The 24,423-nt window shown below is 65.7% G+C and carries 24 protein-coding genes; 7 read left to right on the plus strand and 17 right to left on the minus strand.

Annotated elements, in window-relative coordinates; all coding sequences use genetic code 11:
- Window positions 1–44: 44 nt before the first annotated feature.
- Both psaJ and H8F24_RS11040 read right to left on the minus strand, forming a co-directional pair.
- Complete coding sequence (gene psaJ / locus H8F24_RS11035; protein ID WP_185465876.1) at window positions 45–161, minus strand: photosystem I reaction center subunit IX; 117 nt, start codon at window positions 159–161, stop codon at window positions 45–47.
- An 83-nt stretch (window positions 162–244) separates the two neighbouring features.
- Window positions 245–724, minus strand: a complete 480-nt coding sequence (locus H8F24_RS11040; protein ID WP_197169689.1) for a Photosystem I reaction center subunit III — start codon at window positions 722–724, stop codon at window positions 245–247.
- A 61-nt stretch (window positions 725–785) separates the two neighbouring features.
- Between H8F24_RS11040 and tsaD the strand changes: the two genes are divergently transcribed.
- Both tsaD and H8F24_RS11050 read left to right on the plus strand, forming a co-directional pair.
- On the plus strand, window positions 786–1,841 hold the full coding sequence (gene tsaD / locus H8F24_RS11045; protein WP_197153920.1) for a tRNA (adenosine(37)-N6)-threonylcarbamoyltransferase complex transferase subunit TsaD: 1,056 nt from the start codon (window positions 786–788) through the stop codon (window positions 1,839–1,841).
- 150 nt (window positions 1,842–1,991) lie between these two features.
- Entirely contained in the window at window positions 1,992–2,180 is a 189-nt protein-coding gene (locus H8F24_RS11050; RefSeq protein WP_197159136.1) for a chlorophyll a/b-binding protein, read from the plus strand.
- Between the two features lie 96 nt (window positions 2,181–2,276).
- Here H8F24_RS11050 and H8F24_RS11055 read toward each other — a convergent pair whose 3' ends face one another.
- On the minus strand, window positions 2,277–3,545 hold the full coding sequence (locus tag H8F24_RS11055; RefSeq protein WP_231597755.1) for a type IV pilus twitching motility protein PilT: 1,269 nt from the start codon (window positions 3,543–3,545) through the stop codon (window positions 2,277–2,279).
- A 95-nt stretch (window positions 3,546–3,640) separates the two neighbouring features.
- Between H8F24_RS11055 and wecB the strand changes: the two genes are divergently transcribed.
- Entirely contained in the window at window positions 3,641–4,768 is a 1,128-nt protein-coding gene (wecB, locus tag H8F24_RS11060; RefSeq protein WP_197153921.1) for a non-hydrolyzing UDP-N-acetylglucosamine 2-epimerase, read from the plus strand.
- A 30-nt stretch (window positions 4,769–4,798) separates the two neighbouring features.
- Here wecB and H8F24_RS11065 read toward each other — a convergent pair whose 3' ends face one another.
- Window positions 4,799–5,938: an efflux RND transporter periplasmic adaptor subunit gene (locus H8F24_RS11065; RefSeq protein ID WP_197172233.1), complete on the minus strand. Its 1,140-nt coding sequence runs from the start codon at window positions 5,936–5,938 to the stop codon at window positions 4,799–4,801.
- A gap of 193 nt (window positions 5,939–6,131) precedes the next feature.
- On the opposite strand from H8F24_RS11065, the gene ychF reads away from it, so the two are divergent.
- Complete coding sequence (gene ychF, locus H8F24_RS11070; protein WP_197153922.1) at window positions 6,132–7,223, plus strand: redox-regulated ATPase YchF; 1,092 nt, start codon at window positions 6,132–6,134, stop codon at window positions 7,221–7,223.
- A 297-nt stretch (window positions 7,224–7,520) separates the two neighbouring features.
- A complete protein-coding gene (locus tag H8F24_RS11075) occupies window positions 7,521–8,612 on the plus strand; it encodes an IS630 family transposase (RefSeq protein ID WP_197169690.1) in 1,092 nt (363 codons plus the stop codon).
- Here H8F24_RS11075 and H8F24_RS11080 read toward each other — a convergent pair.
- Both H8F24_RS11080 and H8F24_RS11085 read right to left on the minus strand, forming a co-directional pair.
- Entirely contained in the window at window positions 8,533–9,594 is a 1,062-nt protein-coding gene (locus tag H8F24_RS11080) for an EAL domain-containing protein (protein ID WP_231597756.1), read from the minus strand. The genes H8F24_RS11075 and H8F24_RS11080 overlap by 80 nt on opposite strands.
- 343 nt (window positions 9,595–9,937) lie before the next feature.
- On the minus strand, window positions 9,938–11,191 hold the full coding sequence (locus H8F24_RS11085) for an EAL domain-containing protein (protein WP_197169692.1): 1,254 nt from the start codon (window positions 11,189–11,191) through the stop codon (window positions 9,938–9,940).
- 362 nt (window positions 11,192–11,553) lie between these two features.
- On the opposite strand from H8F24_RS11085, the gene H8F24_RS11090 reads away from it, so the two are divergent.
- Window positions 11,554–11,802 (plus strand): hypothetical protein, encoded by a 249-nt coding sequence (locus H8F24_RS11090; protein WP_231597757.1) that lies wholly within the window; start codon window positions 11,554–11,556, stop codon window positions 11,800–11,802.
- Here the strand turns inward: H8F24_RS11090 and H8F24_RS11095 are convergent.
- Window positions 11,770–12,981: an MFS transporter gene (locus tag H8F24_RS11095; protein ID WP_231597758.1), complete on the minus strand. Its 1,212-nt coding sequence runs from the start codon at window positions 12,979–12,981 to the stop codon at window positions 11,770–11,772. The two genes, H8F24_RS11090 and H8F24_RS11095, sit on opposite strands and share 33 nt — an antisense overlap.
- A gap of 137 nt (window positions 12,982–13,118) precedes the next feature.
- On the opposite strand from H8F24_RS11095, the gene H8F24_RS11100 reads away from it, so the two are divergent.
- Window positions 13,119–14,633, plus strand: a complete 1,515-nt coding sequence (locus tag H8F24_RS11100; protein WP_231597759.1) for an alpha/beta fold hydrolase — start codon at window positions 13,119–13,121, stop codon at window positions 14,631–14,633.
- A gap of 7 nt (window positions 14,634–14,640) precedes the next feature.
- Here the strand turns inward: H8F24_RS11100 and H8F24_RS11105 are convergent, their stop codons facing one another.
- From H8F24_RS11105 to H8F24_RS11150, 10 genes are all read right to left on the minus strand, one after another.
- The gene (locus tag H8F24_RS11105; protein WP_197153928.1) at window positions 14,641–15,660 is read right to left on the minus strand and encodes an ABC transporter permease; all 1,020 of its coding nucleotides are present in this window, start codon (window positions 15,658–15,660) and stop codon (window positions 14,641–14,643) included.
- Complete coding sequence (locus tag H8F24_RS11110) at window positions 15,657–17,363, minus strand: ABC transporter substrate-binding protein (protein ID WP_370594745.1); 1,707 nt, start codon at window positions 17,361–17,363, stop codon at window positions 15,657–15,659. Before H8F24_RS11110 ends, H8F24_RS11105 begins: the two co-directional genes overlap by 4 nt.
- Window positions 17,364–17,479: 116 nt before the next feature.
- Window positions 17,480–17,713, minus strand: a complete 234-nt coding sequence (locus tag H8F24_RS11115; RefSeq protein ID WP_197153929.1) for a hypothetical protein — start codon at window positions 17,711–17,713, stop codon at window positions 17,480–17,482.
- Window positions 17,714–17,950: 237 nt separating this feature from the next.
- The gene (locus tag H8F24_RS11120) at window positions 17,951–19,255 is read right to left on the minus strand and encodes a homoserine dehydrogenase (protein WP_197169693.1); all 1,305 of its coding nucleotides are present in this window, start codon (window positions 19,253–19,255) and stop codon (window positions 17,951–17,953) included.
- A gap of 47 nt (window positions 19,256–19,302) precedes the next feature.
- A complete protein-coding gene (locus tag H8F24_RS11125) occupies window positions 19,303–19,794 on the minus strand; it encodes a SufE family protein (RefSeq protein WP_197153931.1) in 492 nt (163 codons plus the stop codon).
- 4 nt (window positions 19,795–19,798) lie between these two features.
- Window positions 19,799–20,317: a hypothetical protein gene (locus H8F24_RS11130; RefSeq protein ID WP_197153932.1), complete on the minus strand. Its 519-nt coding sequence runs from the start codon at window positions 20,315–20,317 to the stop codon at window positions 19,799–19,801.
- A 316-nt stretch (window positions 20,318–20,633) separates the two neighbouring features.
- Window positions 20,634–21,233, minus strand: coding sequence for a 5-formyltetrahydrofolate cyclo-ligase (locus H8F24_RS11135; RefSeq protein ID WP_197153934.1), 600 nt, complete (start codon window positions 21,231–21,233; stop codon window positions 20,634–20,636).
- Between the two features lies 1 nt (window position 21,234).
- Window positions 21,235–21,699, minus strand: a complete 465-nt coding sequence (ruvC, locus tag H8F24_RS11140) for a crossover junction endodeoxyribonuclease RuvC (RefSeq protein WP_197153935.1) — start codon at window positions 21,697–21,699, stop codon at window positions 21,235–21,237.
- A 12-nt stretch (window positions 21,700–21,711) separates the two neighbouring features.
- A complete protein-coding gene (gene bchI, locus H8F24_RS11145; RefSeq protein WP_197169694.1) occupies window positions 21,712–22,800 on the minus strand; it encodes a magnesium chelatase ATPase subunit I in 1,089 nt (362 codons plus the stop codon).
- Window positions 22,801–22,858: 58 nt separating this feature from the next.
- Window positions 22,859–24,247, minus strand: coding sequence for a DUF3370 domain-containing protein (locus H8F24_RS11150; protein WP_370594746.1), 1,389 nt, complete (start codon window positions 24,245–24,247; stop codon window positions 22,859–22,861).
- Between the last annotated feature and the right edge of the window lie 176 nt (window positions 24,248–24,423).

The following is a 24,423-nucleotide window of genomic DNA, read 5'->3' on the forward strand; positions in this document are numbered from 1 at the left end:
CCCTGAAGGAACAGCTTCCCTGAACCTCTGAAATCAATCTGTTTTCAGAGGGGGTGGAACAGCAGATCAGGGAAGAAGCGATTGAACTCAATCATGATGCCGGCGGTGATCGTGAACCAGATGGCCGCGAACACCGGAGCGGTGGTCAGGAATTTCTTCATGTCAGAGAAGGGTGAAGCGGTTAGGGAGCAGGACATCAGCCTGCCGCGATGGAAAGGCTGTGACAATCAACAGCCCGTTGCCTTCAGCGGGGCGACACGGTGACCTTGTTGTCGGACTCGAGCAGTTTGCCGCTGGTGAATTCACCAAAAGCGGCAATCGGCCAGCTGGCGGCTGCCAGGGTGCTCTTCAGGGCCAGGGAGAGATCAATCTGGATTTCCTTGGTGGTGGCGTCCTTGGTGCCACGGATGGCCTGCAGGTAGGAGCGCCCAGCCCAGCCGATGCAACCGGCGACATACAGGAAGGCGATTCCAGGGATCATGAAGTCTCCGGCGTGGCTCCAGCGGCCATCCACAATCAGGTGGGGCAGACCATCGGTGCCGCAGACGGCCTTGCTGTACATCGCAAAGCGAGCTTTGGCCTGCTCGGTCTGGGCGGCGCCGGCCCGCTGCTGGAACCGCGGGCTCTCGGCACAGGGGGTCAAACCGGCTACATCAGCCCTGGCGGACGGAGCGAAGCCAAAGATGAGAAAGGCGGAAAGAACGACGGCGAATAGACGGCGCATAGGGAGTTCGGCCGCAGGGCAGGATGTCACGACCGGACAGTAGGAGCGGCCCCCAGAGTCCATGGCCACGATTCTTGCCCTCGAAACAAGTTGTGACGAGTCGGCAGCGGCGATTGTGCGGGATCGCACCGTTCTGGCCCATGCCGTGGCTTCTCAGGTTGAGGAACATGCGCGCTTCGGCGGCGTGGTGCCTGAAATCGCCTCGCGACGGCATGTGGAGGCGCTGCCCCAGCTGATCGCCACCGTGCTGTCCGAGAGCAGTGTGGCGCTCCCTCAGCTGGATGCGGTCGCCGCCACGGTGGCGCCGGGCCTGGTGGGAGCCCTACTGGTGGGATCGGTCACGGGCCGCACCCTGGCCCGCCTGCATGGATTGCCGTTTCTGGGCATGCATCACCTTGAGGCGCACCTCTGCTCGGTGCAGCTCGGATCTCCGCTGACGCCGGGGCCCCATCTGGTGCTGCTGGTGAGTGGTGGCCACACCGAACTGATCCGGGTCGAGGGTCCCGGGCGCTATCAACCCCTGGGCCGCAGCCATGACGACGCCGCCGGCGAGGCCTTCGACAAGGTGGCTCGCCTGCTCGGATTGGCCTACCCCGGAGGACCCGCCATTCAGGCCGCTGCCGAAGCGGGCGATCCCCATCGTTTTGCCCTGCCCAAAGGGCGGGTGTCGAGGCCGGAGGGAGGCTTCTACCCCTATGACTTCAGCTTCAGCGGCCTGAAGACAGCCATGCTGCGCCTCGTGAGGTCGCTCGAGGCCTCGGGTGAGCCGCTGCCCGTGGCAGATCTGGCGGCGAGCTTTGAGCAGGTGGTGGCGGACGTGCTGGTGGACCGCAGCTGCCGCTGTGCCCGCGATCAGGGCCTGGCCACGATCGTGCTGGTAGGCGGTGTGGCGGCGAACCGCCGCCTGCGGCAACGGATGGAGCAGAGCTGCGCCGAGGCCGATCTGCAATGGCGTCTGGCGCCGCTGGCATTCTGCACCGACAATGCCGCCATGGTGGGGGTGGCGGCGGCCCAGAGATTCTCGCAGGGCTGCCGCAGCCCCATGGATCTGGGGGTGGCGCCGCGGTTGCCGCTGGTGCAGGCGGAGCGCCTGTATGAGGCAACAGCTTGTTTCTGATCGCCCTAGGGTGGAATGATTCGCTGAGGACTGGTCGTCATGGCGCCGGTTGAGGAGGGCCAGGTTGTGGGCACGACCGATCCTGTTCAGGCGGATCAGGTGCCCGCAGGTTCAGTGGAGGGCGATTCAGGTCAGGTTGCTGTGACGCCGATGGAGGCTTCCCTTCCGGGCGGGGTTGAGTCTGAGACCGTGATTGAGCCGGTTGGACCGGAGGAGCTCAACGCTTGGCGACGAGGCTTTACGCCCCAGGCGGAAATCTGGAACGGCCGACTGGCGATGCTGGGACTATCCGTTGGGCTCTCGGTTCTTCTGATCGCACGCCTGGCGGCTGGGCATTGATCGGTGCCTTTCCTTATAACGAACTGAGCCTGATCCTGTCAGGACTTTGACTGAATTTCCACCGATTCAGGCAGGCGGATTGATCCCTTCAGCGCATCATGTCCTTCCACGCAGGGCCTGAGCAAGCTCGTTTGGCCTGAGGCTGACGGCCAATGCATCAACGCCCTCCACGCGACCATCTTCTACCAGCTTGATCAGGCTTTGATTGGCGGTTACCATGCCCTCGAAACTGCTGCGATTCATGATGTCTTCAATCTCGCCGAGTTCGCCTCGCTGAATGTAATCCTTGCAAGCATCTGTGTTGATTAAAATATCGTGAAACGCAACCCTCTTGCCGTCCGTGGTCTTGATCAGGCCCTGGGCGATCACCCCCAGCAAGGTTTCGGACACCGCCCGCCGCACCGCATCCTGCTCCTGAGGGGGATACATCCCCAGCACCCGCTCCACGGTCTTCACAGCAGAGTTGGTATGCAGAGTTCCAAACACCAGGTGACCCGTCTGGGACGCTTCGATCGCCGTGGCCAGGGTTTCCTGGTCACGGATTTCACCGATCAGGATCACGTCCGGATCTTCCCGCATAGCGGCACGCAGGGCATTGTGAAAGTGCTTGGTGTGTTGGCCAACTTCCCTGTGGCGGATTAGGGACTCTCGACTTTCATGCACGAATTCAACCGGATCTTCAATCGTGATGATGTGGCGGGTCATGTTGCGGTTGATCCAGTCGATCATCGCCGCCAGAGTGGTGCTCTTACCGGAGCCAGTCGGACCGGTCACCAGGATCATGCCCTTGGGAAGGGCAGAAAGCTTCTTGAGTACAGGGGGCAGGTGTAGGTCCTCCAGGGTCGCGATCTTCTGAGGAATCAACCGCAACACCATCCCCGGCCCCCGCAACGAATCGAGCACGTTGATGCGGACTCGCGCAAAGGGGAAAGCAAAACTTCCATCGAATTCCTTGTCCCGCTGAAAGGAATCGATCTCAGCCGGCGTCAGCATCTCGCGCAGCCATCGTTGGAACGTCGCGGCGTCGGTGACCGGCCAACCGGTGCGCGCCATCTCTCCGCGGGCCCGATAGCGCGGTTCTTCGCCGACGCCCAGGTGGACATCTGAATGGTTCCGCTCGTGGGCCAGGCGCACGATGTCCTCGAGGGTGGCCGGTTGGCTTCCGTACCCACCAGCCTCCTGTCCAACCGATGCAACAGGGGTGGAGACAGGCTGGGCGAATGGTGGCGGCGGCGGTGGTTGCAGCCCCGGACCAGGCGAAGCAGGGGGTGGTGGCTGGGCGGGACCGGGAAAAGGGGAGGGCAGAGCCGAGGTTCCGGTCGGGGGGAAGGGCGAAGGCGGAAAAGGAGAGTCGGCCTGGGCCATGCCGGAGCGGAACGGGTCGGGTACAACCAGCTTCGCCCCTATCGGGCCGGGAGGCCACCATCCCTAGGATCCGGGCATTGCTGCTGGGGGGCGGGATGCCACTGGTCACGATCGTGCTGGGCACCAGGCCGGAGGCGATCAAACTGGCCCCGGTGATCCGTGCCTTTCAGCAGGCCCCGGACCTGACCACCCGCGTGGTGCTCACCGGACAGCACCGCGAGATGGTGAGCCAGGTGATGGAGCTGTTCGGCCTGCAGGCCGATCACGATCTGGCACTGATGGCTCCCAAGCAGACCCTCACCCACGTGACCTGCGCCGCCCTCCAGGGCCTGGAACAGGAATTCACCGAGCACCGCCCTGATCTGGTGCTGGTCCAGGGCGACACCACCACGGCCTTCTCCTCAGCCCTGGCGGCCTTCTATGGCCAGATCCCCGTTGGGCATGTGGAAGCAGGCCTGCGCACCGACAACCTGCTTGACCCCTTCCCTGAGGAGGCCAATCGCCGGCTGATCTCCCAGCTCGCCCAGCTTCACTTCGCGCCGACGGCGCAATCGGCCAGCAATCTGCGCGCCTCCGGCGTGGTGGGCGACATTCTCACCACCGGCAACACGGTGATCGATGCTCTGCTGCTGATGGCGGAGACGGCCCCGGACTGGGATCTGCCCGGCCTCGACTGGAGCAGGCAGCGGGTGCTCCTGGCCACGGTGCACCGTCGCGAGAACTGGGGCGAACGGCTGCAGCAGATCGGCCAGGGTTTTCTCGATCTTCTGGAGCGTTTTCCCGACACAGCCCTGCTGCTGCCGCTGCATCGCAACCCCACCGTGCGGGAGCCCCTGCAGGCCCTGCTGGGCGACCATCCCCGCGCCTTCCTCACCGAACCGCTCGACTACGACAGGTTGGTGGCGGCGATGCGGGGCTGCGCGCTGCTGCTGACCGATTCGGGCGGCCTCCAGGAGGAGGCTCCAGCCCTCGGCAAGCCGGTGCTGGTGCTGCGCCGCACCACCGAGCGTCCCGAAGCGGTGGAGGCCGGCACGGCCCGTCTGATCGGCACCAACAGGGGCGACATCCTGCGGGAGGCCAGTCGCCTGCTGGAGGATCCCGCGGCCTACGCGGTCATGGCCCAGGCCCACAACCCCTTCGGCGATGGGCAGGCCAGCGGACGCATCCTGGAGGCCGCTCGCAGTTTTCTCAATGGCGGGGACGCTCAGTCGGCCTGTCCCTAGTTGGCCTGCTGTCCGTCCGTCCACCCTCACTCAGTCCGTCTGCGGACGCTTGCTGGCCCAGGGAGGAAGATCGATGAACACCCGTTCACCAGGCTTGAGGCCTGTGATGATCTGGGTGTCCTTGCCGCTGCTGGATCCGAGCTCCACGGGCTGGAAGGTGGGCTCGCGCTCGGGGCCGACCCTGAGCACACCAGGTTTGCCTGCTTCGGTCACCACCGCCACGGTGGGCACCAGGGTCTCGGAGCGCAGCTGACCGGCCTGAAAATCAATGTCGGCGGTCATGCCGATGCGCAGCTCCGGCGGCGGATCGATCAGCTGCAGTTTCACCTCAAAGGAGGTGACATTGTTGAGTTTGATCGCACGCGGCGCGATGCGCCGCACCCGGGCCGCAAAGCGCTGATCGGGGAAGGCATCCACCCGCACGCTGGCCATCTGGCCCACCCGTAGCCGACCGATGTCATTCTCGGGCACCTTGGCCAGCACCTCCAGCCCCTGGGCCAGCTCCACCACCGAGGAACTGGTGGCACCGGCCGTGGCCGACGCTGTGGTGGTGGGTGTCACGAAGGCGCCAGGGTCAGCGAACCGCTGGGTGATCACCCCATCGAAGGGGGCCCGCACGATCAGCTCATCCCGTTCCACCTGACGCTGCTCCAGCCGCTGACGAGCCGCCGCCACGTTGGCCTCATCCACGTGAAAGGCCCCCAGGGCCCGCTGATAGTCGTCAGCGCTGATCGCCTGGCTGGCGAACAGCTGGCGGCGGCGCTCCCATTCACTGCGGGTGCGGGCCAGCTGGGCCTCGGCCGAGCTCAGATTGGCCTGCAGTTCCTTCAGGCGTTCATTGAGATCACCCGAGTCCATCAGGGCGAGAGCCTGGCCTTGCCGCACCCGGTCGCCCTCCTCGACGTAGAGCTCCTGCAGCAGCCCCTGCCGCTTCGGGCTCACGTTCACCCGCCTGACCGCATCCAGTTCGCCGCTGGCGCTCACCACACTGGGAAGGGAGCCCTGGCGGGCCAGCACGGTGTATGGATCGAGATTGCGGCCCTTCTGGCCCGACTGACGCAACCAGACCGCCGTGCCGCTCAGACCGACCAGCACTGCCAGGGTGCCGGCCCAGAGACGTCGCCGTCGCCAGAGGGGCTTGACTGACGGGCTCCCGGTGAGCCCGTCGATGTTGGGATGTCCGGTGGGGGCGGGTTCGGGCCGGCGACGCGGCCGCAGGGGGGCGAGGACGGGAATGGGCCTGGTTCCGACTGTGCCCCAGTCTTTCGGGTCCGCGGCGTGATTGGGGTTGTTCACCGGGACGGATCTCCCCCGCAGCTCTGGATCCGACTGGCGCCTGGCTGGCAGCGATTAGATTCGGACCATGCTCAAAGCCGGAATTGTGGGACTGCCCAACGTGGGCAAGTCAACCCTCTTCAACGCCCTCGTGGCCAACGCCAAGGCCGAGGCCGCCAACTACCCCTTCTGCACGATCGAACCCAATTCGGGCGTGGTTGCGGTGCCGGATCCTCGACTGGAGCAGCTGTCAGCTGTGAGCGGCAGTAAGGAGATCATCCCGACCCGTGTTGAGTTCGTCGACATCGCCGGCCTGGTCAAGGGGGCCAGCCAGGGGGAGGGACTGGGCAACAAATTCCTGGCCAACATCCGCGAAGTCGATGCGATCGTCCACGTGGTGCGCTGCTTCGAGAACGACGATGTGATTCACGTCTCCGGTTCGGTAGGTCCTGCCCGTGATGCCGAGGTGATCAACCTCGAGCTGGGGCTGGCCGATCTGGCCCAGGTGGAGAAGCGGCGCGAGCGGCTCAAGAAGCAGACCCGTACCAATAAGGAAGCGCAGCTCGAGGACGGAGCTCTTGCCCGCATCCAGGCCGTGCTGGAGCAGGGTGGAGCGGCCCGCACGGTGGAGATCAGCGAAGAGGAGGCCCTGCTGATCAAGCCCCTGGGCCTGCTCACCGCCAAGCCGATCATCTACGCCACCAATGTGAGCGAGGACGACCTTGCCTCCGGCAATGCCTTCGTCGACGAAGTGAAGGCCGTTGCTGCTCAGGAGGGCGCCGAGACCGTGCGCATTTCCGCCCAGGTGGAGGCCGAGCTGATCGAGCTGCCTGAGGAGGAGCGAGCTGAGTTCCTGGCCGGTCTTGGGGCGGAGGAAGGTGGGCTGCAAAGCCTGATCCGCGCCACCTATTCCTTGCTCGGATTGCGCACGTACTTCACCACGGGTGAAAAGGAGACCCGCGCCTGGACGATCACGGCCGGTATGACGGCGCCACAGGCCGCGGGAGTGATCCACACCGATTTTGAGCGGGGCTTCATCCGCGCCCAGACGATCGGCTATAGCCAGCTTCTGGAGGCCGGTTCCCTGGTGGAGGCGCGCAATCGTGGCTGGCTTCGCAGCGAAGGCAAGGAGTACGAAGTCGCCGAAGGTGATGTCATGGAATTCTTGTTCAATGTCTGACGATATCGAAGTTAAAAATGCGACGAAAAAGATGCGGGCATGCGAAAATCTATGCAAAGCACATAATTGAATGCGGTTTGCATATGCCTTAGGAGTACCGCGACGGTGCGGCAGGGGTTGCCCGTTGCGAGGCTGATATAGCTATTTGTGGTGAATCGGGAAAGGCCCGTATCAATGAGGCTGAAGAAATACTCTTTGAAGGAGTGATCCGAGCCGCGGCGGGCCGGCTCAAAGAGGCGGCTAGTATGCCGTCCCGGAAATAACAGCTAGAATCGAGAGTGTCACCCGAGGTGCCTTGTGGCGCTTGGTCGTCCGATGCCTCCGCTGGTCCTCAGCGAGGACGAGGTTCAGCAGTTGCGGGCCCTTGCAAATTCCCGGTCGTTGCCGCATTCGATCGTGCAGCGCGCTCAGATCGTGCTGGCCTGCGGTGCCGGCGAGACCAACACCGCCATCGCCAAACGGATGGGGCTGACGGGGATGACCGTTGGCAAGTGGCGCAAGCGGTACCGGGAGCTGGGCCTGGAGGGCCTGCATGACGAGCTGCGGCCGGGTAGGCCTCGCACCTACGAGGACGACACGGTGGCGGAGGTGATCAACCGGGCACTGCAGACCAAGCCCACCGATGGCAGCACCCAGTGGTCTGCGCGCTCCCTCGCGGCTGCCACCGGCATCTCCAAAACCACCGTTCACCGCTGGCTGCAGACTTTCTCGGTCCAGCCCCACCGGCAGAAGTCGTTCAAGCTCTCCACCGACCCGTTCTTTGTGGAGAAGGTCCGCGACATCGTCGGCCTGTACCTGAACCCTCCGGATAAGGCGATGGTGCTCTGCGTCGACGAGAAGACGCAGATCCAGGCACTGGACCGCACCCAGCCGCTGTTGCCCATGGGCCTGGGTTACGTGGAGGGCGTCACCCACGACTACATCCGCCACGGCACCACCACGCTGTTCGCTGCTCTGGATGTGGCAACAGGCGAGGTGATCACCCAATGCAAGCCCCGCCATAGGCATCAGGAGTTCCTGGGGTTCCTGCGCCAGATCGAGAAGTCGGTCCCCGAGGAGCTTGATGTCCACTTGATCGTCGACAACTACTGCACCCACAAGCACGCCAAGGTGAGGGCCTGGCTGGCGCAGCGGCCCCGCTTCCACGTGCACTACACACCGACCTACGCCTCCTGGATCAACCAGGTGGAGCGTTGGTTTGGGATCATCACCCAGCGGGCGATCCGACGCGGCAGCTTCTCCAGCGTCAAGGAGTTGATCTCCAAGATCGAGCAATTCGTGGCGGCCTACAACAAGACCAAGGCGCCGTTCAACTGGACGGCCACAGCGGATTCAATCCTGGAGAAGCTCCAGCGACTTTGCTCGCAGATCTCCGGGACGGCACACTAGGCAGCACTGTGACATCGGAGGCCATGTGAGTTTCGCTTACCTGAATTCCCTGGTCATCAAGAAGGTAGGCGGCTTCTATGCCGGTATTGTTGGCCACCAATTCCCAAAGGGCCGCATCAAAGTCCTGCCGCTTCGCCTTCTGCAGGCCTGCGCACCCTTGTTGGGCAAGTCGCTGCAGGTCTAAACTCTGCTGGCGGCGGGCCTTGAGTGAATCAGTGGCATGGATGCGCTGTCGACGTGTTGCCTGAGTAAGGGGCTCCAACAGGCTAGGAAGATCAAGCTGTTCAGCTTTCCTGGCCCTCGCAAAGAAGAAACCCTGCAAAAGCTCCGCTCCCAACGAGGCACAGGTGTCAACTTCGGCATGGGTTTCAACCCCTTCGGCCAAGACCATGCAACCGATACTACGACTAAGATTAACCAGGGATTTTATTGTTTCTTGCTTAAAGAAGTCGCGATCCACATGGGCCACCAAATGGCGATCGAGTTTGATGATGTGGGGACGCAGCTGGGCGATGCGGGGCAAATTACTGTCACCTGCTCCAAGATCGTCAAGTGCAATGAGAAAGCTATGCCGGCGATAAGTATCAACGAAGTCTCGTAGGGACTCGAGATCATGTACCCGGCTTTCATTGACTTCGATCACGACGTCGCTGGGTTCAAGACCCGAGGCCTTGACCCTCTCCAGCAGCCAGCCGGAGCCCAGGACCCCACGATCGATCACTGAAGACTCGAAGTTGAGAAACAGCAGCGGACGGCAGCCTTCGGCGAACCGTAGACGGCTGTAGCTCTCCAGGGCCTTCAAACGGCAGAGCCGATCCAGTTCCAGCATGCGACCGGTGGTTTCCGCTTCCAGGAACATCTGCACCAGTCCCATGGTGCGCGGCCGTGCCAAGGCCTCGATTCCAACAACAGACTGATGGCGGAGCGAAAGAATCGGCTGGAATTCAATATCTAAATCCTGATTGGTCAGCAGCTCTGCCAAGGCATCGCAACTGGTTTGGTCATCCTGTTGTGGAATCTCTTCAGAGAAGCTGGTATCGAGTGAAACCTGCGCCTGTGGCGTGGCCGTAGTCTCCCTTCGAGTCCGCGGGGCTGGATCTTCCATCCTTGGGAAAGGAGTAAGCACGTCAGACCCTCGCTTCGCAGCGAGCATCCTGGTTAATTATAGTAAGAGCATGGCTGGGAAAGGCTTTGTATTCGCCAACACGGTTGCAAGCTTTCACTCCGCTTTGGTTCTGTTCTTGCTGATCGGGTTCAGCCTCTCAGGAGGCTTGCCGGCGGGCGAGATCCCTGCGGTTCTGCGGGTCACGCGATGGAAGCCTGGTTCAGGTTGAAACCTTGAAGTCGATGCAAAGCACGAAAGCCTGATCTGAATCATGCTCGAACACCACGGTTACGGTGCGACAGGGTCGCCCAGTAGCAAGACTGATATAGCTGTCCGTGGTGTAACGCTGCAGCCCAGCATGGATGAGACTGAAAAAATACTCCTTGTAAGAGTGGTCCGTGCCGCGGTGGGCTGGACCGAAAAGCCGGCTTTTGAGGCCAATCACTGGATGGGACATGTGGGTGTGGCTCACCTGAATCCCCTGGTTGTCCAACAGGTAAATGGCCTCGATCTCAGGGTTGTTCTGCACCAGTTCTTTCAGAACTAAATCAAAATTTTCGGGAGTGCAGTCCTGCAATCGTTCGCAAGCGATTCCGGCGAGTCGATGTAGGACGCTGCCAACTTGTTTCCGGGCGTGGAGGGTATCCACGGCATTGTCTCTCTGCCGTTGCGAAGCAGAGACCAAGGCTGGCAACAAGGCAGGAAGGTCGAGGTGGACAGGAGCCTTGGGGCGATCGAAGTGAAAACCCTGGAATAACTCAGCGCCGAGAGAGGCGCAGGCATCCACCTCCTCCAGGGTCTCCACGCCTTCCGCCAGGACGAGACTCCCAATGCTGCGGCAGAGATTGACCAGCGACTTGATCGTTTGCTGTTTGAAGAAGTCATGATCCACTCCGGCGATCAAGTTGCGGTCAAGCTTGATGATGTGGGGCCGCAGCTGGGCAATGCGGGGGAGGTTGCTGTCACCGGCGCCAAGATCGTCGATGGCGATAAGGAAGCCGAGATCGCGATGCGCATCCACAAACTTCCTTAATGAGTCGGGGTCGAGTACCTTGCTTTCATTCACCTCGATCACGATATCGTTAGGATTGATCCCGTAGGACTCCACCGTGCTCAGCATGGATCCCGAGTTGACCACCGCTCGGTCGATCACCGAAGCCTCAATATTGACGAAAAGCAGCGGCCTTGTCCGGCCAATCGTGGGCAAGTGCCTGTAGGCTTCCAGCGCTTTGCGGCGACAGAGGCGATCCAGCTCCAGGAGCCGACCAGCGGCGGCCGCCTTGGCAAACATTTCACCCACGCGCATGCGGTGCGGCCTCGCCAGCGCTTCGACGCCCACCACGGTCTTCTGACGCAGCGACAGGATCGGCTGAAAGTGGATATCCAGTCGCTCGTGTTCGATCAGGTCGTGCAGATCGGGTAGCCATGCATCCACCCGTGAACCGGACGCCTCGACCCCACCTTCCTCAAGCACCTCCAGAAAGGGCCGGGGGGATGGTCGGATGGGCTTCCGGGGTAGGTAGAGATGCCGATGGGGCTCGTCAGACTGGTGCCCATCCAGGTGGCGGGGGGGGGCGGGATCCAAGATGTCTGCAGAGGACTGACCAAGTGCCTCCTCACTCACCCGATCAGAATCGGGGTCGGGACGGTCTTGCGGAGAATGCTCCTCGTGCCGTGTCATCAAGCCTCCTGCACGGCCCGTTGAAGCTGATCTGCTTCACTCTATGCAAGGTTGCCGGAATTACGATACTTCTCCCGCGCCGGCCCACACATCTCAGCCTGTCGTCGGATCGGTGGCGGCTGGGCAAGAATCCAGGTCAACAGCGGAGGCATGCAATGCCGTCATCCCAGCCATCCCCGTCGAGCCAACCGATCGAGTCGGCGAGGAATCTCGCCAGCCCGGAGCATCCCCACAACTTTGAGGCGCAGAAGGAGGTGCATCAACAGATTCGTAACGATCCCGACTACGACGACTGGGAATACGGCACGGAACCCTTGCCCCATGAGGCCTGGATCGCCGCGCGTGAGCGTGGCGCCGCGGCTGTGCCGGACTCAGATTCTGGGGCCGGCGGTACGGGGGTGTAGGAGGCGCACCAGACGCAACCCCACCAGGTACAGCAAAGTCATGGTCAGCCAAAGGCCGGCGCCATGACCCTGGCGATCCAGCAGTTGGCCGGCCAGAAGGGGTGCGGTCAGGGCGCTCACGGCGAAGCACTGGGAGAACAGTGCCAGGGCAAGCCCCTGGTGTTTCAGGGGTGTGAGTTCCACTACCGTCTCGCTGGCGATCGGCAGGAAGGCAGCCTGACCCAGCGCCAGGGGTAACTGGGCCAGCATGATCAACCAGGCTCCACCCACGTGGAGGGCCGAGATTGCCAGCAGCAGGCTGCCGCAGGCGAAGCACACCAGGCTGAGTCCGAGGCCCGTGCCCACCGGTCGACGAGCCAGGGCCTGCCCCACGGGCCACTGCAGCAGCAGCAGCAATGCCAGCTGCAATCCGATCATCAGGGCGCCCTGGCTATCCGGAAGGGGTGGCCGCTGCAGCCCGCCGCGCACTAAGTCGAGCGGAAGGGCGCTCTGCATCAGCGCCGGCATCGCTGTGGCCAGCACCGTCAGTGCCAGCAACGGCAGCAGCGGAGGCAGCCAGCTGCGCCAGGTGTCACCAGTCCTGGAAAGGGATCGGGGCCTCGGATCGGGCAGAGGACGCAGCAGCAGCAGCAGGGCCATCACAACCAGGCAGGCAATGTCCACCAGATAGATGCCCCGCAACCGGCCGCCCCAGGCCAGCAGGGCCCCGAGCAGCGCCCCCGCTGCGATCCCGGCCGCATCAGCGCTGCGTGCCAGGGCATAGCCCCGTGCCGAAGACACCGGCTCGCAGCTCAAGGGCACCGCCAGCTCGATCGCCGGCCAGTAGAGCCCCATGGACGCCCCCAGCAGCAGCTGGCCCTGCAGGAAGCCTGACCAGCCCCAGGCTCCCGCCAGCAGGCTGTCACCCGCCAGGGAAAGCAGCACTGCCATCAGGACGGGGACCGTGCAGTTGAGGCCCCGATCCAGCAGGAGGCCACAGAGCAGGCGCCCACCGGTGCCGGCCAGGGCCGCCAGTGCCAGTCCCTGGGTGACGCTGCTGGCGCTGAAGTCGGCCTGGTGGAACACCATCGGAGTGAGATAGACCACACCGCCAGCCCCCAGAGACCCGATCAGCCGGATCAGGACCAGTTCACGCAGAGGCGCGGGAAACTGGTGAAACCAGGAGCCCGCTCGGGCCACCTCTTCTGCAACCGTCTCTGACTCCGCTGTTTCCTCCGTCAAACCGCGCACGCTGTCTCTGGTCTGCGCTGGCCAGTCTGCTGCTGGGCCTGATCGGGCTGCCGGCCGAGCCCGTGGCAGCGGCAGAGCGCCTGCACGTGCACCTCGACGGTCTGGAGATTCCGATCGACCTGGAGCAGCTGGAGGCCTGGAGCCGCCGCCGGACCCGACTGCAGGACAGCCAGCTCGGACCTGGCGATGACTTCAGCAAAGGTGAGCTGGCGGTCTGGCTGGAGCTGATGGATGGGCGCAGTCGCAACAATCTGAGCCGCCTGCTGCGGGGTCCACTGCTGCGCTCCCGAACCTTCGGCGAGCAGCTGCTCACCAGCTGGGCCGGCCAGCGGATCCTCGTGGAGGTGGGCAGTCTTCTCACCGACGCCGATGGTCGCGATTCCACCGCCCTGCTGCAGGACACCCTGCGGCGTCTGCTGGAGGAGCGGGGCGAGGTCACCGTGCTGGATCTGCTGAGTGCCATGCCCGCCGACGATCTGCACCTGCAGCTCGACACCCTGCTGGCCCAGGCGGAACAGTGGCGCGACCAGCTGCGTCTGCAGCAGCGGGCCCTGCGACGGCTGCGCCGGATGGAACTGCCGGATCGCCAGGAGCGTCCCCTGGCCTTCAGCGAGGCTCCGGAGGTGCAGATGCAGCGCCTGCTGCTTCCGGTGGATCACCGTGACGCTCCCCTGCCGCTGGAACTCTGGCGTGGCCGCAGCACGGAGGCGCCAGGCCCCTGGGTTCTGCTGATGCCAGGTCTGGGCGGCAACTCCGAGCAGCTGGGCTGGCTGGCAGCTGCCCTGGCGGATCGGGGATGGCCTGCCGTGGTGCTGCAGCACCCTGGCAGTGATGCCGGGGCCATGCGGGCCCTGCTGGCCGGAGCAAAGCCTCCGCCCGGGGCCGAAACCCTGCCGGATCGGCTGGCCGATCTGGAGGCCGTGCTGGCGGCAGAGGCCCATGGTGTGCTGCCGCCGATGGGAGATGGTGTGGTGCTGATGGGCCATTCCCTTGGCGCCATGACCGCCCTTCTGGCCAGCGCACCTGCGCCGGAGCCCGGGCTGGAGCGCCGCTGCCGCGAGGCCCTGCGCCGCCTGCCGATCACCAACCTCTCAAGGCTGCTCCAGTGCCAGATGGCGGATCTCTCGTTGGAGCTGCGCCCGCCGCCCTCTCTTCAGGAGGGAACACTGCGGGGGGTGGTGGTGCTCAATGGTTTCGGCAGCCTGCTCTGGCCTCGGCGTGGACTTGATCGCCTCAGCGTGCCGCTGCTGATGGTGGGCGGCAGCCTCGACCTGATCACGCCGCCGGTGAGTGAGCAGCTTGAGCTGTTTCTGCCCTCCAGCCAGCCCCGCAGCCGCCTCGTGGTGGTGGATGGGGGTAGCCATTTCTCTCCTGTGCGGGTCTCACGCCGTGGGGAGGTCCTCTTCCAGCTGGGCGAGGAGCTGGTGGGGGTGGAGCCGCAGCGGGTGCAGAACCTGATCCTGCGGGTCAGCGTCGAGTTCCTCCAGGGCCTGACGGGTCCTGACCTGCTTCCGCCCCAGCACCGACTGCAGGAGGGCGTCGGCGCCTATGTGCTCGACGCCGCAGCGGCCCGCCGCTGGCAGAAGGATCTGAGCCGCTGATGGCGGATCAGAAGCGGATGCGGGGATCCAGCAGGGCCACCAGCAGATCCACCAGCACCGTGACCATCACCACCAGCGCCGCCACCACCACCACGATCCCCTGAACCACGGGATAGTCCCGCTGGCTGATCGCCTCCTGAAGCCGGAAGGCGATGCCGGGCCAGGAGAAGGTGACCTCGATCAGCAGGGCCCCGCCGATCAGGGAAGCCACCGTGATGCCGGTGATGGTGAGCACCGGCAGCAGGGCATTGGGCAGGGCATGGCGCAGCACCACCCGCGCCTCCCCCAGGCCGCGGCTGCGGGCCGCCTCCACGTAGTCGGAGTCGAGGGCGCGGCGGAGGTTGAGGCGCAGGGCGTTGTCGAAGATGCCGCTGAGCAGCAGGCCGAGGGTGGCGGCAGGCAACGCCAGATGGCGCACCGTGCCCTGCAGCTGGCTCCAGTTGCCCGCCCTGAAGCTGTCGAACAGGTAGAAGCCGGTGCCGGTGGGGGGCAGCAGGGACGGAGGGAAACGGCCGCCCACCGGCAACCAGCCCAGCCAGACGGCAAACACCAGTTGCACCAGCATCGCCGCCCAGAACGGCGGCAGGGCGTAGGTGCCGATGCCATAGAGGCGTCCGGCCAGGTCGAGTTTTCCCTCCGGCCGGGCGATGCCGCTGAAGCCCACGGCCAGACCCACCATCGCCGCCAGCAGCAGGGCCGTGACCCCCAGCTCAAGGCTGGCCGGCAGGCTCTGACGAATGATCGCCGCCACCGGCTCCTGGCTTGCCTGGGAGACCCCCAGGTCACCGTGCAGGAGATTGGCGATGAAATGGCCGTATTGCACCGTCAGAGGCTGATCGAGGCCCAGCTGCTGGCGCAGGGCCTCTCGAACCGCGGCGGGTGCTTTGGGGCCCAGCAGGGCATCGATCGGATCACCGGGCGCCACCCGCAGCAACAGAAACACCAGGCTGGCGATCAGCCAGAGCATCAGGGGCGCCAGGGCCAGGCGGGCCCCCAGATAACGCAGCAGCTCGTTGCGGCGACTCATCGGCCGGCCTCCCCTCCAGAACCGGATGCCGTTCCGGGACCCAGTCGATGCAGCGCCTCCAGCCGCACCCGCCCGGATCCATCAAAGAGGGGTGGGCTCACCTGGGCGCCGCTCCAGGCGCCCTCCTCCATCAGCCACACCGGCAGATAGGGCACTGCGGCGGCTGTGCGCCGCTGGATGGCGCGCAACAGGCCAATCCGCTCAGGGCCTTCCACCTGGCTGCTGAGCACCAGTTCCCGATCCAGGCCAGGGGCGGTCCAGAAGGAGCCGCTCAGGGCACTGTTGCCCTTGGCGCAGCGGTTGCCCTGGGGCTCCTGACAGCTCAGCAGGGGGGCGAGAAAATTCTCGGCGTCGGGATAATCGCCGATCCAGTCGTAGAAGAACAGCACCAGGGCTCCATTGGCGAGCTGGTCGTAGGCGGTGGTGGATTCCATGCCGCTCACCTCCAGGGTCACGCAATCGCCCAGGTCGCGCCGCATCTGGGCCTGCCAGGTGAGGGCGAACAGTCGGTCACTGGGGATGTCGGAGCGGAAGGTGAGCGGCAGGCTGAAGCGTTTGCCGTCGCAGTATCCAGCCGCGCGATACAGGCGACGCGCCTCGGCGGGGTTGTAGGCGGGCCAGGCACTGGGATCGGAACCCGGCAGGCTGGGGGGCACCAACTGGCGCAGCGGCGGACGCATCCCCAGGCTCACCCGGCGGCTGATCGTCTGCCGGTCCAGGCTGTGGGCGATGGCCTGGCGCAGGGTGGGATTGTCCAGGGGCGGCTGGTCGGTGAGCAGCGAGAGGAAGCCGATCGAGAGTGCCGGGCCGCGGGCCTCATGCAGCCGACCGGCCAGGGCATCGCGCCGCAGGGCCTGTTCGTGGTCGATCTCCAGGCCGCTGGAGAGCAGAACGTCGACTTCGCCGCTGCGCAGCGCCCCGAACAGGGCGGTGGAATTGCTCAGGGTGACCAGATCCATGCCGTCGTTGGCAGGTTTTGGGCCCCAGTAGCGCCTCCAGGGGGTGAGCCGCACCTGCTGGCCGCCGAAGAAGGTGAGCTTGTACGGCCCCGTACCGACGAAGCGCTCGTTCAGCGGCTGGTCCAGATGGTTGCGATAGGCGGTGGGGGAGATCGGCGTCAGAACAATGGCCGACAGCAACCGCGGCAGGGGGCTGAAGGGTTGATGCAGTTCCAGTTCAACCTCGTGGCTGCCGCTGGTCCGCACCTCCTTGACCCGATCACTCAGCTGATAGCCGAGGGTGCCGATCGCCATGAAGCGCTTCAGCGAAAACACCAGCGCGGCGGCATCGAACGGGGTTCCGTCGTGGAACAGCACGCCCCGGCGCAACGGGATGCGGGCCCTCAGGCCATCGCTGCTGATCGTGGGCAGGGCCGTGGCCAGCCGGGGTTCGAGGCGGCCATCGGTGGTGACGGCGTAGAGGGGGTCCCCCAGGGCACTGAGCACCTGCATCGCCCCGATCCGGGAGGCCTTGGCAGGATCAACGGAATCGATGCGGCTCTTGGTCGCCACCACCAGACGGGTGGGCGAACGCTGCGGCTGGCAGGCCGCCAACAGGGGCAACAGCAGCGCCAGGGCCAGCGGCGGCAGCAGAGATCCCGGGCGTGAGCGGAGGCAGCGGAGAGGGGCCAGGACTCTGGAAATGGGGAGGTCCGGTGCCGACAGAGCAGAGGCGAAGACGGAATCAGACAGAGCTGGGGACAAGGTCACCGCTCGAGTGGGGCCATTCAAGGCCAACGGACCGCCTGTGATGGGCAGGACTCTGTCGCCTTCAACGATGGCTTGACCATCTGCAGAGAGACAATCCGGCAGGGCGGGTCTCAGGAACGGGACGCGAAAGGCTGGGGACGATGAGGGGCTGGCGTGACGCAGCCGGGCTGGAGCTGCTGAAGAGGCAACTCAAAAACCGGGCAGCCATGGCGGGCCAGGGGCCAGCGGCGCAGCCAGCAGCGGTTCCCGGCCTGATCAACGCCGATCACCTGATACAGCTGCTGGTCATCGCCGCAGATCCGGATGCAATCGCCCTGATGCGGGGGGGTGGACGTGAAGGTCATGGTCGGGGGAGGAAAGAAACAACGCTCCCGGATGTCCGGCGGTTCCCCCACCCTTCCGATGGCGGCGGGGCGGGGTTGTGCGCTCGGCTACTGGGTAGCCGGTCGGTGAGGGGATGGCGACCTGGACTCGGGGGCTGAGGGGCGTTGCCTGAGGCTGGGTGGTGCCTCTTTTCTTCAGGATTGCTTCAGTGTTTGGCCGTCACTCTGCCGCATCGACGGGGTGCTTCGCCAGGGGGGTCAGAGGGTGCGCAGGCAGGCAGCCACCGCCTCCACTTCGGCCAGCGCTTCGATCGCATCGAGGGCAGTACGGAAATGCTGCTCCAGCACTTCGTGGGTGATCGCCACGATTTCAGCGGCGCCGTTCTGCCCTTCGAATTGCACGATCGACTGCAGGGAGACCCCCGCATCGCCGAAGCAGGTGCCGATCCTGCCGATCACACCGGCCTGATCGCGGGTCTGGAGTCTCACATAGTTGCGATGCCGCGTGCGGGATCCGTCCACCAACCGGCAGCGGCGCCAGCTGCCGGCTGCCAGCAGGGGATCGAGCTGGCCCGGCGCACCACCTACCTGGCGAATGCCGGCGATGTTGAGGATGTCGGCCACCACGGCCGAGGCGGTGGGCCCGGCACCGGCGCCTGGGCCATAGAACATCACCTGGCCCACCGGATCGCCTTCCACCAGAATGGCGTTGTTGACGCCATGCACGCCTGCAAGAGGGTGCTGTCTGGGCAGCAGGGTGGGATGGACCCGCACGTCCAGCAGCTCGGTGCCATCGTCTGCGGTGCCGAGGTGCTGGGCGACGGCCAGCAGCTTCACCACGAAGCCCAGCTGGGCGGCGTAGGCCACGTCGCGGGAGTCGAGCCGGTCAATCCCCTCCGTGGGGATCGAGGCCCTGGGCACGCTGCCGCCGTAGGCGAGCCCGGTGAGGATGGCGATCTTGTCGGCCGCGTCGCCGCCTTGCACATCGGCGGCGGGATCAGCTTCGGCATAGCCCAGGCGCTGGGCATCGGCGAGCACGGCGTCATAGGCGGCCCCCTCCTCAGCCATCCTGGACAGGATGTAGTTGGTGGTGCCGTTGATGATGCCGCTGACCCGTTGCAGGCGGTTGCCGCCCAGCGACTGCTTCAGCGGCTCGATGATCGGAATGCCGCCTCCGACAGCCGCCTCGATCAGTACGTAGACGCCCCGTGCGGCGGCGGCAGCGGCGATCTCCTCGCCATAGCGGGCGATCACGGCCTTGTTGGCGGTCACCACAGACTTACCGGCAGCGATGGCCCGCAGGATCAGGGAGCGGGCGGGCTCCAGCCCTCCCATCACCTCCACCACGATGTCCACCGCCGGATCGTCCACCACCGCTTCCGGGCTTGTGGTGAGTACCTCCGGGGCCAGGTCCACGGGGCGAGGCCGGCTCAGATCCCGCACCGCCACACGACGCAGGGCCAGCTGGCCCACGAGGGGATGGCGGCCTTCGGGGCTGCTGAGAATCGCGGCGACACCGGCTCCCACCGTCCCCAGACCGAGCAAGCCGATGCCGATGGTCATGTCGCTGACGCCCCTCAAACCACTGATCCTAGAAATCCGCTCTGAATTCAACCGTTGCCCAGGGCCGGAGCGTTGCCCAGCGCCGGATCTTCGCCCTGAGCACCGGCCTCGTCTTGTGCAGCAGGCTGGCCCAGCCTCACGGCCTGGGACTGCATCATCCGCAGGATGTTGAGAAACCCGTTGGCCCGAGATGGGGTCAGGCTCGCCTGCAGCCCGGTGGCGGCGATGAAGGCGGGATCCACCGCAGCGGCCTCAGCCGGCGTCAGCCCTTCAAGACCCTCAATCAACAGGGCCAGCAGGCCCTTGGTGATCTGGGCGTCGGAATCACCCTGCCAGTGCAGCGTTCCATCGACCAGCTCCCCCACCACGAACACCTGAGACACACAGCCCTTCACCTTGTAGGCGTCCTGCCGGAACTGATCGGGCAACGGCGCCAGCTTCTTGGCCAGCCAGAGCACGTATTCGTAACGGCGTCTGGGCTCGGCGGTGCTGCCGAGCTTCTCGACGATGCGGTCGAGGGAGGGACTTCCGCTGGCCATCGGCTCAGCCCTGGCGGCGGCTGCCCAGCCGGGCAAGGCGCACCAGGGTCCCGGCCGAGAGGAGGCCTCCAAGCGAGGCGAGGCCAATGGTGATCAGTGGCACGCCGGGAGAACGGAGCTCCTGCTGCCAGGCGGCGTCGATCCCGAGGGGGCTGGTGACCTGACGAACCTGGTTGTCGCCCTTGGCAGGCAGTTCGATGTAGTCGCGATGGCCGGATCCCCCATCCACCTGCACTTCCCAATCTTCGGCGTTGGCCATCGACGCGGGCAGCTGGAAACGCAGCTTGCCCTGGGTGTCGGTACGGCCCACCAGAATCGGATCACCGCCACCGGGTGGCATCAGCCGCACCAGGGCTTCGGCGACGGGCGCTCCACTGGAAAAGTGGCTCTGCAACATCATGTCGTCGTTGAGGCTGCTGAGGCGCTCCAGACTGCTCTCCACGGCATGGGCCCTGGCGGCACAGGGGTTGAGCAGGATTCCGGCCACTGCCGGAACCAGAACCGCGACGGCACGGAGACGCATGGGGAACCTCAGGACGCTTTCCAGCGACTATCGCTGCTTTTTCCGGCCTGCACCATCCTCACCATCGAACTCACCATCAGCGAGAGGGCATCGCTGGATGACCCACCAGCCTGTCCGCGGGCCTGGAGCTCTGAGGCGAGCACACGCTCGGGGGCGGAATCGGTCAGGGCGGAGAGGGCGGGAGAACGCATCAGAACCGGCTCGACCAGAACTTCGAGATTCTGATCCTGCCAAATTCACGGCGTCCTCAGCGGCCTGGCGCCCAGGAGTTACAAGGTTGCAATGATTGTGGGGGCTGAGGGGTGAACCCTGAGGGTCAGGGCTTGGGCACCAGCACCAGCCCGGTTTCGCTCAGCCAGCCCTGGAAGGGCACGTCCCAGGGATCGGCCGGCAGCGCCTCCACCACACAACCCTGGGGCAGCACCACCAGCGCCGGCACATCCCCCCAGGCGGGCAGGATCCGCAGGCGGTCGTACCAACCACCGCCATAGCCGAGGCGAAGGCCGCGGCGATCCACCGCCAGGGCCGGCACCAGCAGCAGCGCCAGCTCCGCCGGATCCAGCGTTGCCTGCGGATCCGAGGGCGCCGGGATGCCGCAGCCGTCAGGCCGCAGCGGCTCCCCAGGCTGCCAGGCGCGGTAATCAAGGACTTGCCGCTCGGAGGCCGTGGCCGCCGGGGCCCAGGGCAGGGCGATGCGACCGGGCCAAAGGTCGGCCAGCCCGCGCAGATCCGCCTCGCCAGCCAGGGGCCAGTAGAGGCCGACGCTCCGTTGCGGCGGCACTAGGGCCGGCAGGTGGCGCCGGGCCATGGCAGCCAGGCCGGCTGCGGCAGCTGGCAGCAGGGCGCGCCGTCGGGTCCGCCAGTGGGTGCGCAGCTGCACCTTGGTGCTGGGGCAGGCGTCTAGCGGGTCCGCCATCTCAGCGTTGGAACCAGCCCGTCAGGGCAACAGCCAGGGCATCGGCGGCGTCGTCCGGCCGCGGCGGGATCTCCAGCTGCAATTCCCGCATCACCGCCTCCAGCACCTCCTGCTTCTCGGCATGGCCCGAGCCAGCCAGGGCGAGCTTGATCTGCATGGGAGGGAATTCCACGACCGGCACCTTGAAGCGGGCCAGGGTCATCATCAGCACACCGCGCGCCTGCACCACCGAGATCGTGGTGCTGGAGCGGTAGAAGAAGAACTTCTCCACCGCCGCCAGCTGGGGCCGCCAGGTGCGGATCAGCAGCCTGAGATCCCGGGCGATCTCCACCATCCGATCCCCCTCGCTGCGGCCCGGATCGGTGCGGATGATGCCGCAGTCGAGCATGCGCTGCAGACCGCCACTGGTGTCGATCACGCCGTAGCCCACACGGGCCAGGCCGGGGTCGATACCAAGGATGCGCATGCCGGCAGGCCGTCAGCCGGCCAGCGCCAGCTCGAAGTCGCGCCGATCGGTGCTCACAGGCCGTTCAAACACCTTGCAGAACACCTTCACCACCCGATCACCGGAATCGATCTGCTCCAGCGGGTCCTTGCGCAGGCGGTGGCGCAGGCAGCAGGCCACCACCCTGGCCACATCGTCTTCGCTCACCTCGGTGCGCCCCTCGAAGGCGGCCAGGGCCCGGGCCGCCCGGTTGGTGACGATGTCGCCGCGCAGACCGTCGACGTCGAGCTCGCCGCACACTCCCGAAATCCGGATGCGCAGGTCATCGTCGATCACCACCGATCCGAGGCGCTGCTGGGCCTCCACCACCCTCGCCTGCAGGGCCTCCTGGGTGGTCTGCACAGCGGTGTTGAAGCCATCGGGGTCGTCATCAAAGGCGGTGCGCTGATCCACCACCTGCACCCGCAGCTCGGGATCACGCACGGTGCGCACCTCCACGCTCATGCCGAAGCGATCCAGCAGCTGGGGCCGCAGTTCGCCCTCCTCGGGGTTCCCCGAACCGATCAGCACGAAACGGGCCGGGTGGCGCACGCTCACCCCCTCCCGCTCCACGGTGTTCCAGCCCGAAGCGGCCGAATCCAGCAACACGTCGACCAGATGGTCGTCGAGCAGGTTCACCTCATCCACGTAGAGCAGACCGCGGTTGGCCTTGGCCAGCAGCCCCGGCTCAAAGGCGCGCACCCCCTCGCTGAGGGCCTTCTCGATGTCGATCGTGCCGCAGAGACGGTCTTCGGTGGCGCCCAGGGGCAGGTCCACCATCGGCACCTGGCGGGCTTCGGTGGGGAGGGTTTCGCCCTGCTCAGCCCGCTGACGCACTTCGGCGCTCTGCAGGTCGGGGTCGAAGGGAGAGCTGTTGTAGGGGTCGCCCGCCACCACGTCGATTTCGGGCAGCAGGTCGGCCAGGGCCCGGATCGTGGTGCTCTTCCCCGTACCCCGGTCGCCCATGATCATCACCCCGCCGATGCGGGGATCGATCACGTTGAGCAGCAGGGCCAACTTCATCTCCTCCTGCCCCACGATGGCGGTGAAGGGGAAGACCCGGCGCTTCCGGACTTGACTCACGAGATTGCCTGCACGGTGGAGGGACGGGGCCCGCAAGGGCCGATTGGAGCGGATTGTTTCACAGGCTCCGGGGGTCAGGCTCGACCGGCAGCAGGCTGAGCACCTGCGGCGGCGTGGCATCGGCGGGGTAGATCAGCCGCACCTGGAGCTGCCGCACCTGGCCAGGCGCCAGGCTGATGCGCCCGAGAGCCGGGCCGGCCTGGCCGGCCCGCTGCACCAGATGAAAGCTTCGCCGACCGGCGGGCTTGCCGGCCGCATCGTCCAGGCCCCGCACCTCCACCGTGCCGCGGAACATCACGGCCCTCGGAAGCACTGAATTGAAGCGGAGGCCACCCTGGGCCTGGTCCGCCTTGATCGGCGATTCCAGGGCCAGTTGCAACTGGACCGGCTTGGCCGTGTCGTTTCGTAACGGCAGGCTGAGGTCGTATTCAACCCCGTAGTTCCCATGGGCCGCCCAGGCGGTGCCGGGGTAGAAGCCCGCCAGTTCCGCCGTCTGCACCTGGCCCGTGCCGAGGCTGCCCCGCTCCAGGGAGGCAATTGGCCAGGAGATCGGCGCCTGACGCACTGAGAGATAAGGGCTGCCGGGATCACTGATCTGGCCACGCCAGGTGCTGCCGGTCTGTACGCCGCTGACGCGCGAATAGATGATTCCGCCCTTATGGCCGCGGGGGGTAGGGGTGTGCTCGCGAGGGCTGAGTGGGCCCTCGAGCAGGGCCTGCCAGCTTTCGCTGCCTGGCGGGGTGTCGAGATCGCCGAAGGTGGCCAGGGTGGCCACATCCACCGGTCCATCGCTCTGAAGGCGCAACTGCAGGTTGCGGCCGTTCAGCAGCGGGTCGAGGCCACGCACGGGGATCTCCAGCACCATCAAGGTGGTGAGGCTGCCGGGCGCCAGGGTCCAGCGCTCCGGGAACAGGGGACTGCGGTAACGCTGCAGAAGCTCGGTGGCCACCCGGCTGCCTGGGCCGGAGAAGACCGGCGTTGAGCCCTGTTGCAACAACTCCGGCAGGGGCAGGAAGGGGGCGGAGGGCTGGGCCGGATCAAGCGACTGGGACAGGGCCGTGGAGCCACTGAGCAGCCGCAGGGTCACCGGGTGGTTGCCGCGGGGTGCGGCCACCACGGCCAGCCACAGGGTGGAATCGAGGCTCTCCGGCTTGCCGGCATAGACGTGGTGGCTGAACAGGTCGAAGCGGCCGTTCAGGGGCAGGTTGAGGTGGGCCTGCGGTACGCCCCGTCCTGCCGGCGCGAAGGTGGACAGCAGGATCCCCGGTCCACGGATCAGTTCGGGGTTGTTGTCGTTGATCATTGGCACGGCATCGAGCCCGCCGGGGAGGGGCCGCACGCTCTGGCGCCGTAGTTGGGGCGGCGGCGGCTCCGCCGGCTTGGCATCGGCACTGGACTCCGCCTTGGGCTGCGCCGCCAGGGGCAGGGCTGCGCTCCCGCTCAGCACCAGCAGTCCCAGCAGAGGCGCTCTCAGGACGCGAAGGCACTGGACAACAGGCTTGAGGAAGGCCGGCTTTTGGCGGGTCGGCGGATGGCAATCAGGTTGCGGGCGGGCAAGGGAAGGACGCGTCATCGGCGGGCGCAGCATCGGCAGTCGGAGCAAAGACAGGGCGCCCAAGGGCG

The organism is Synechococcus sp. CBW1002 (assembly GCF_015840915.1).
Taxonomy (GTDB): domain Bacteria; phylum Cyanobacteriota; class Cyanobacteriia; order PCC-6307; family Cyanobiaceae; genus CBW1002.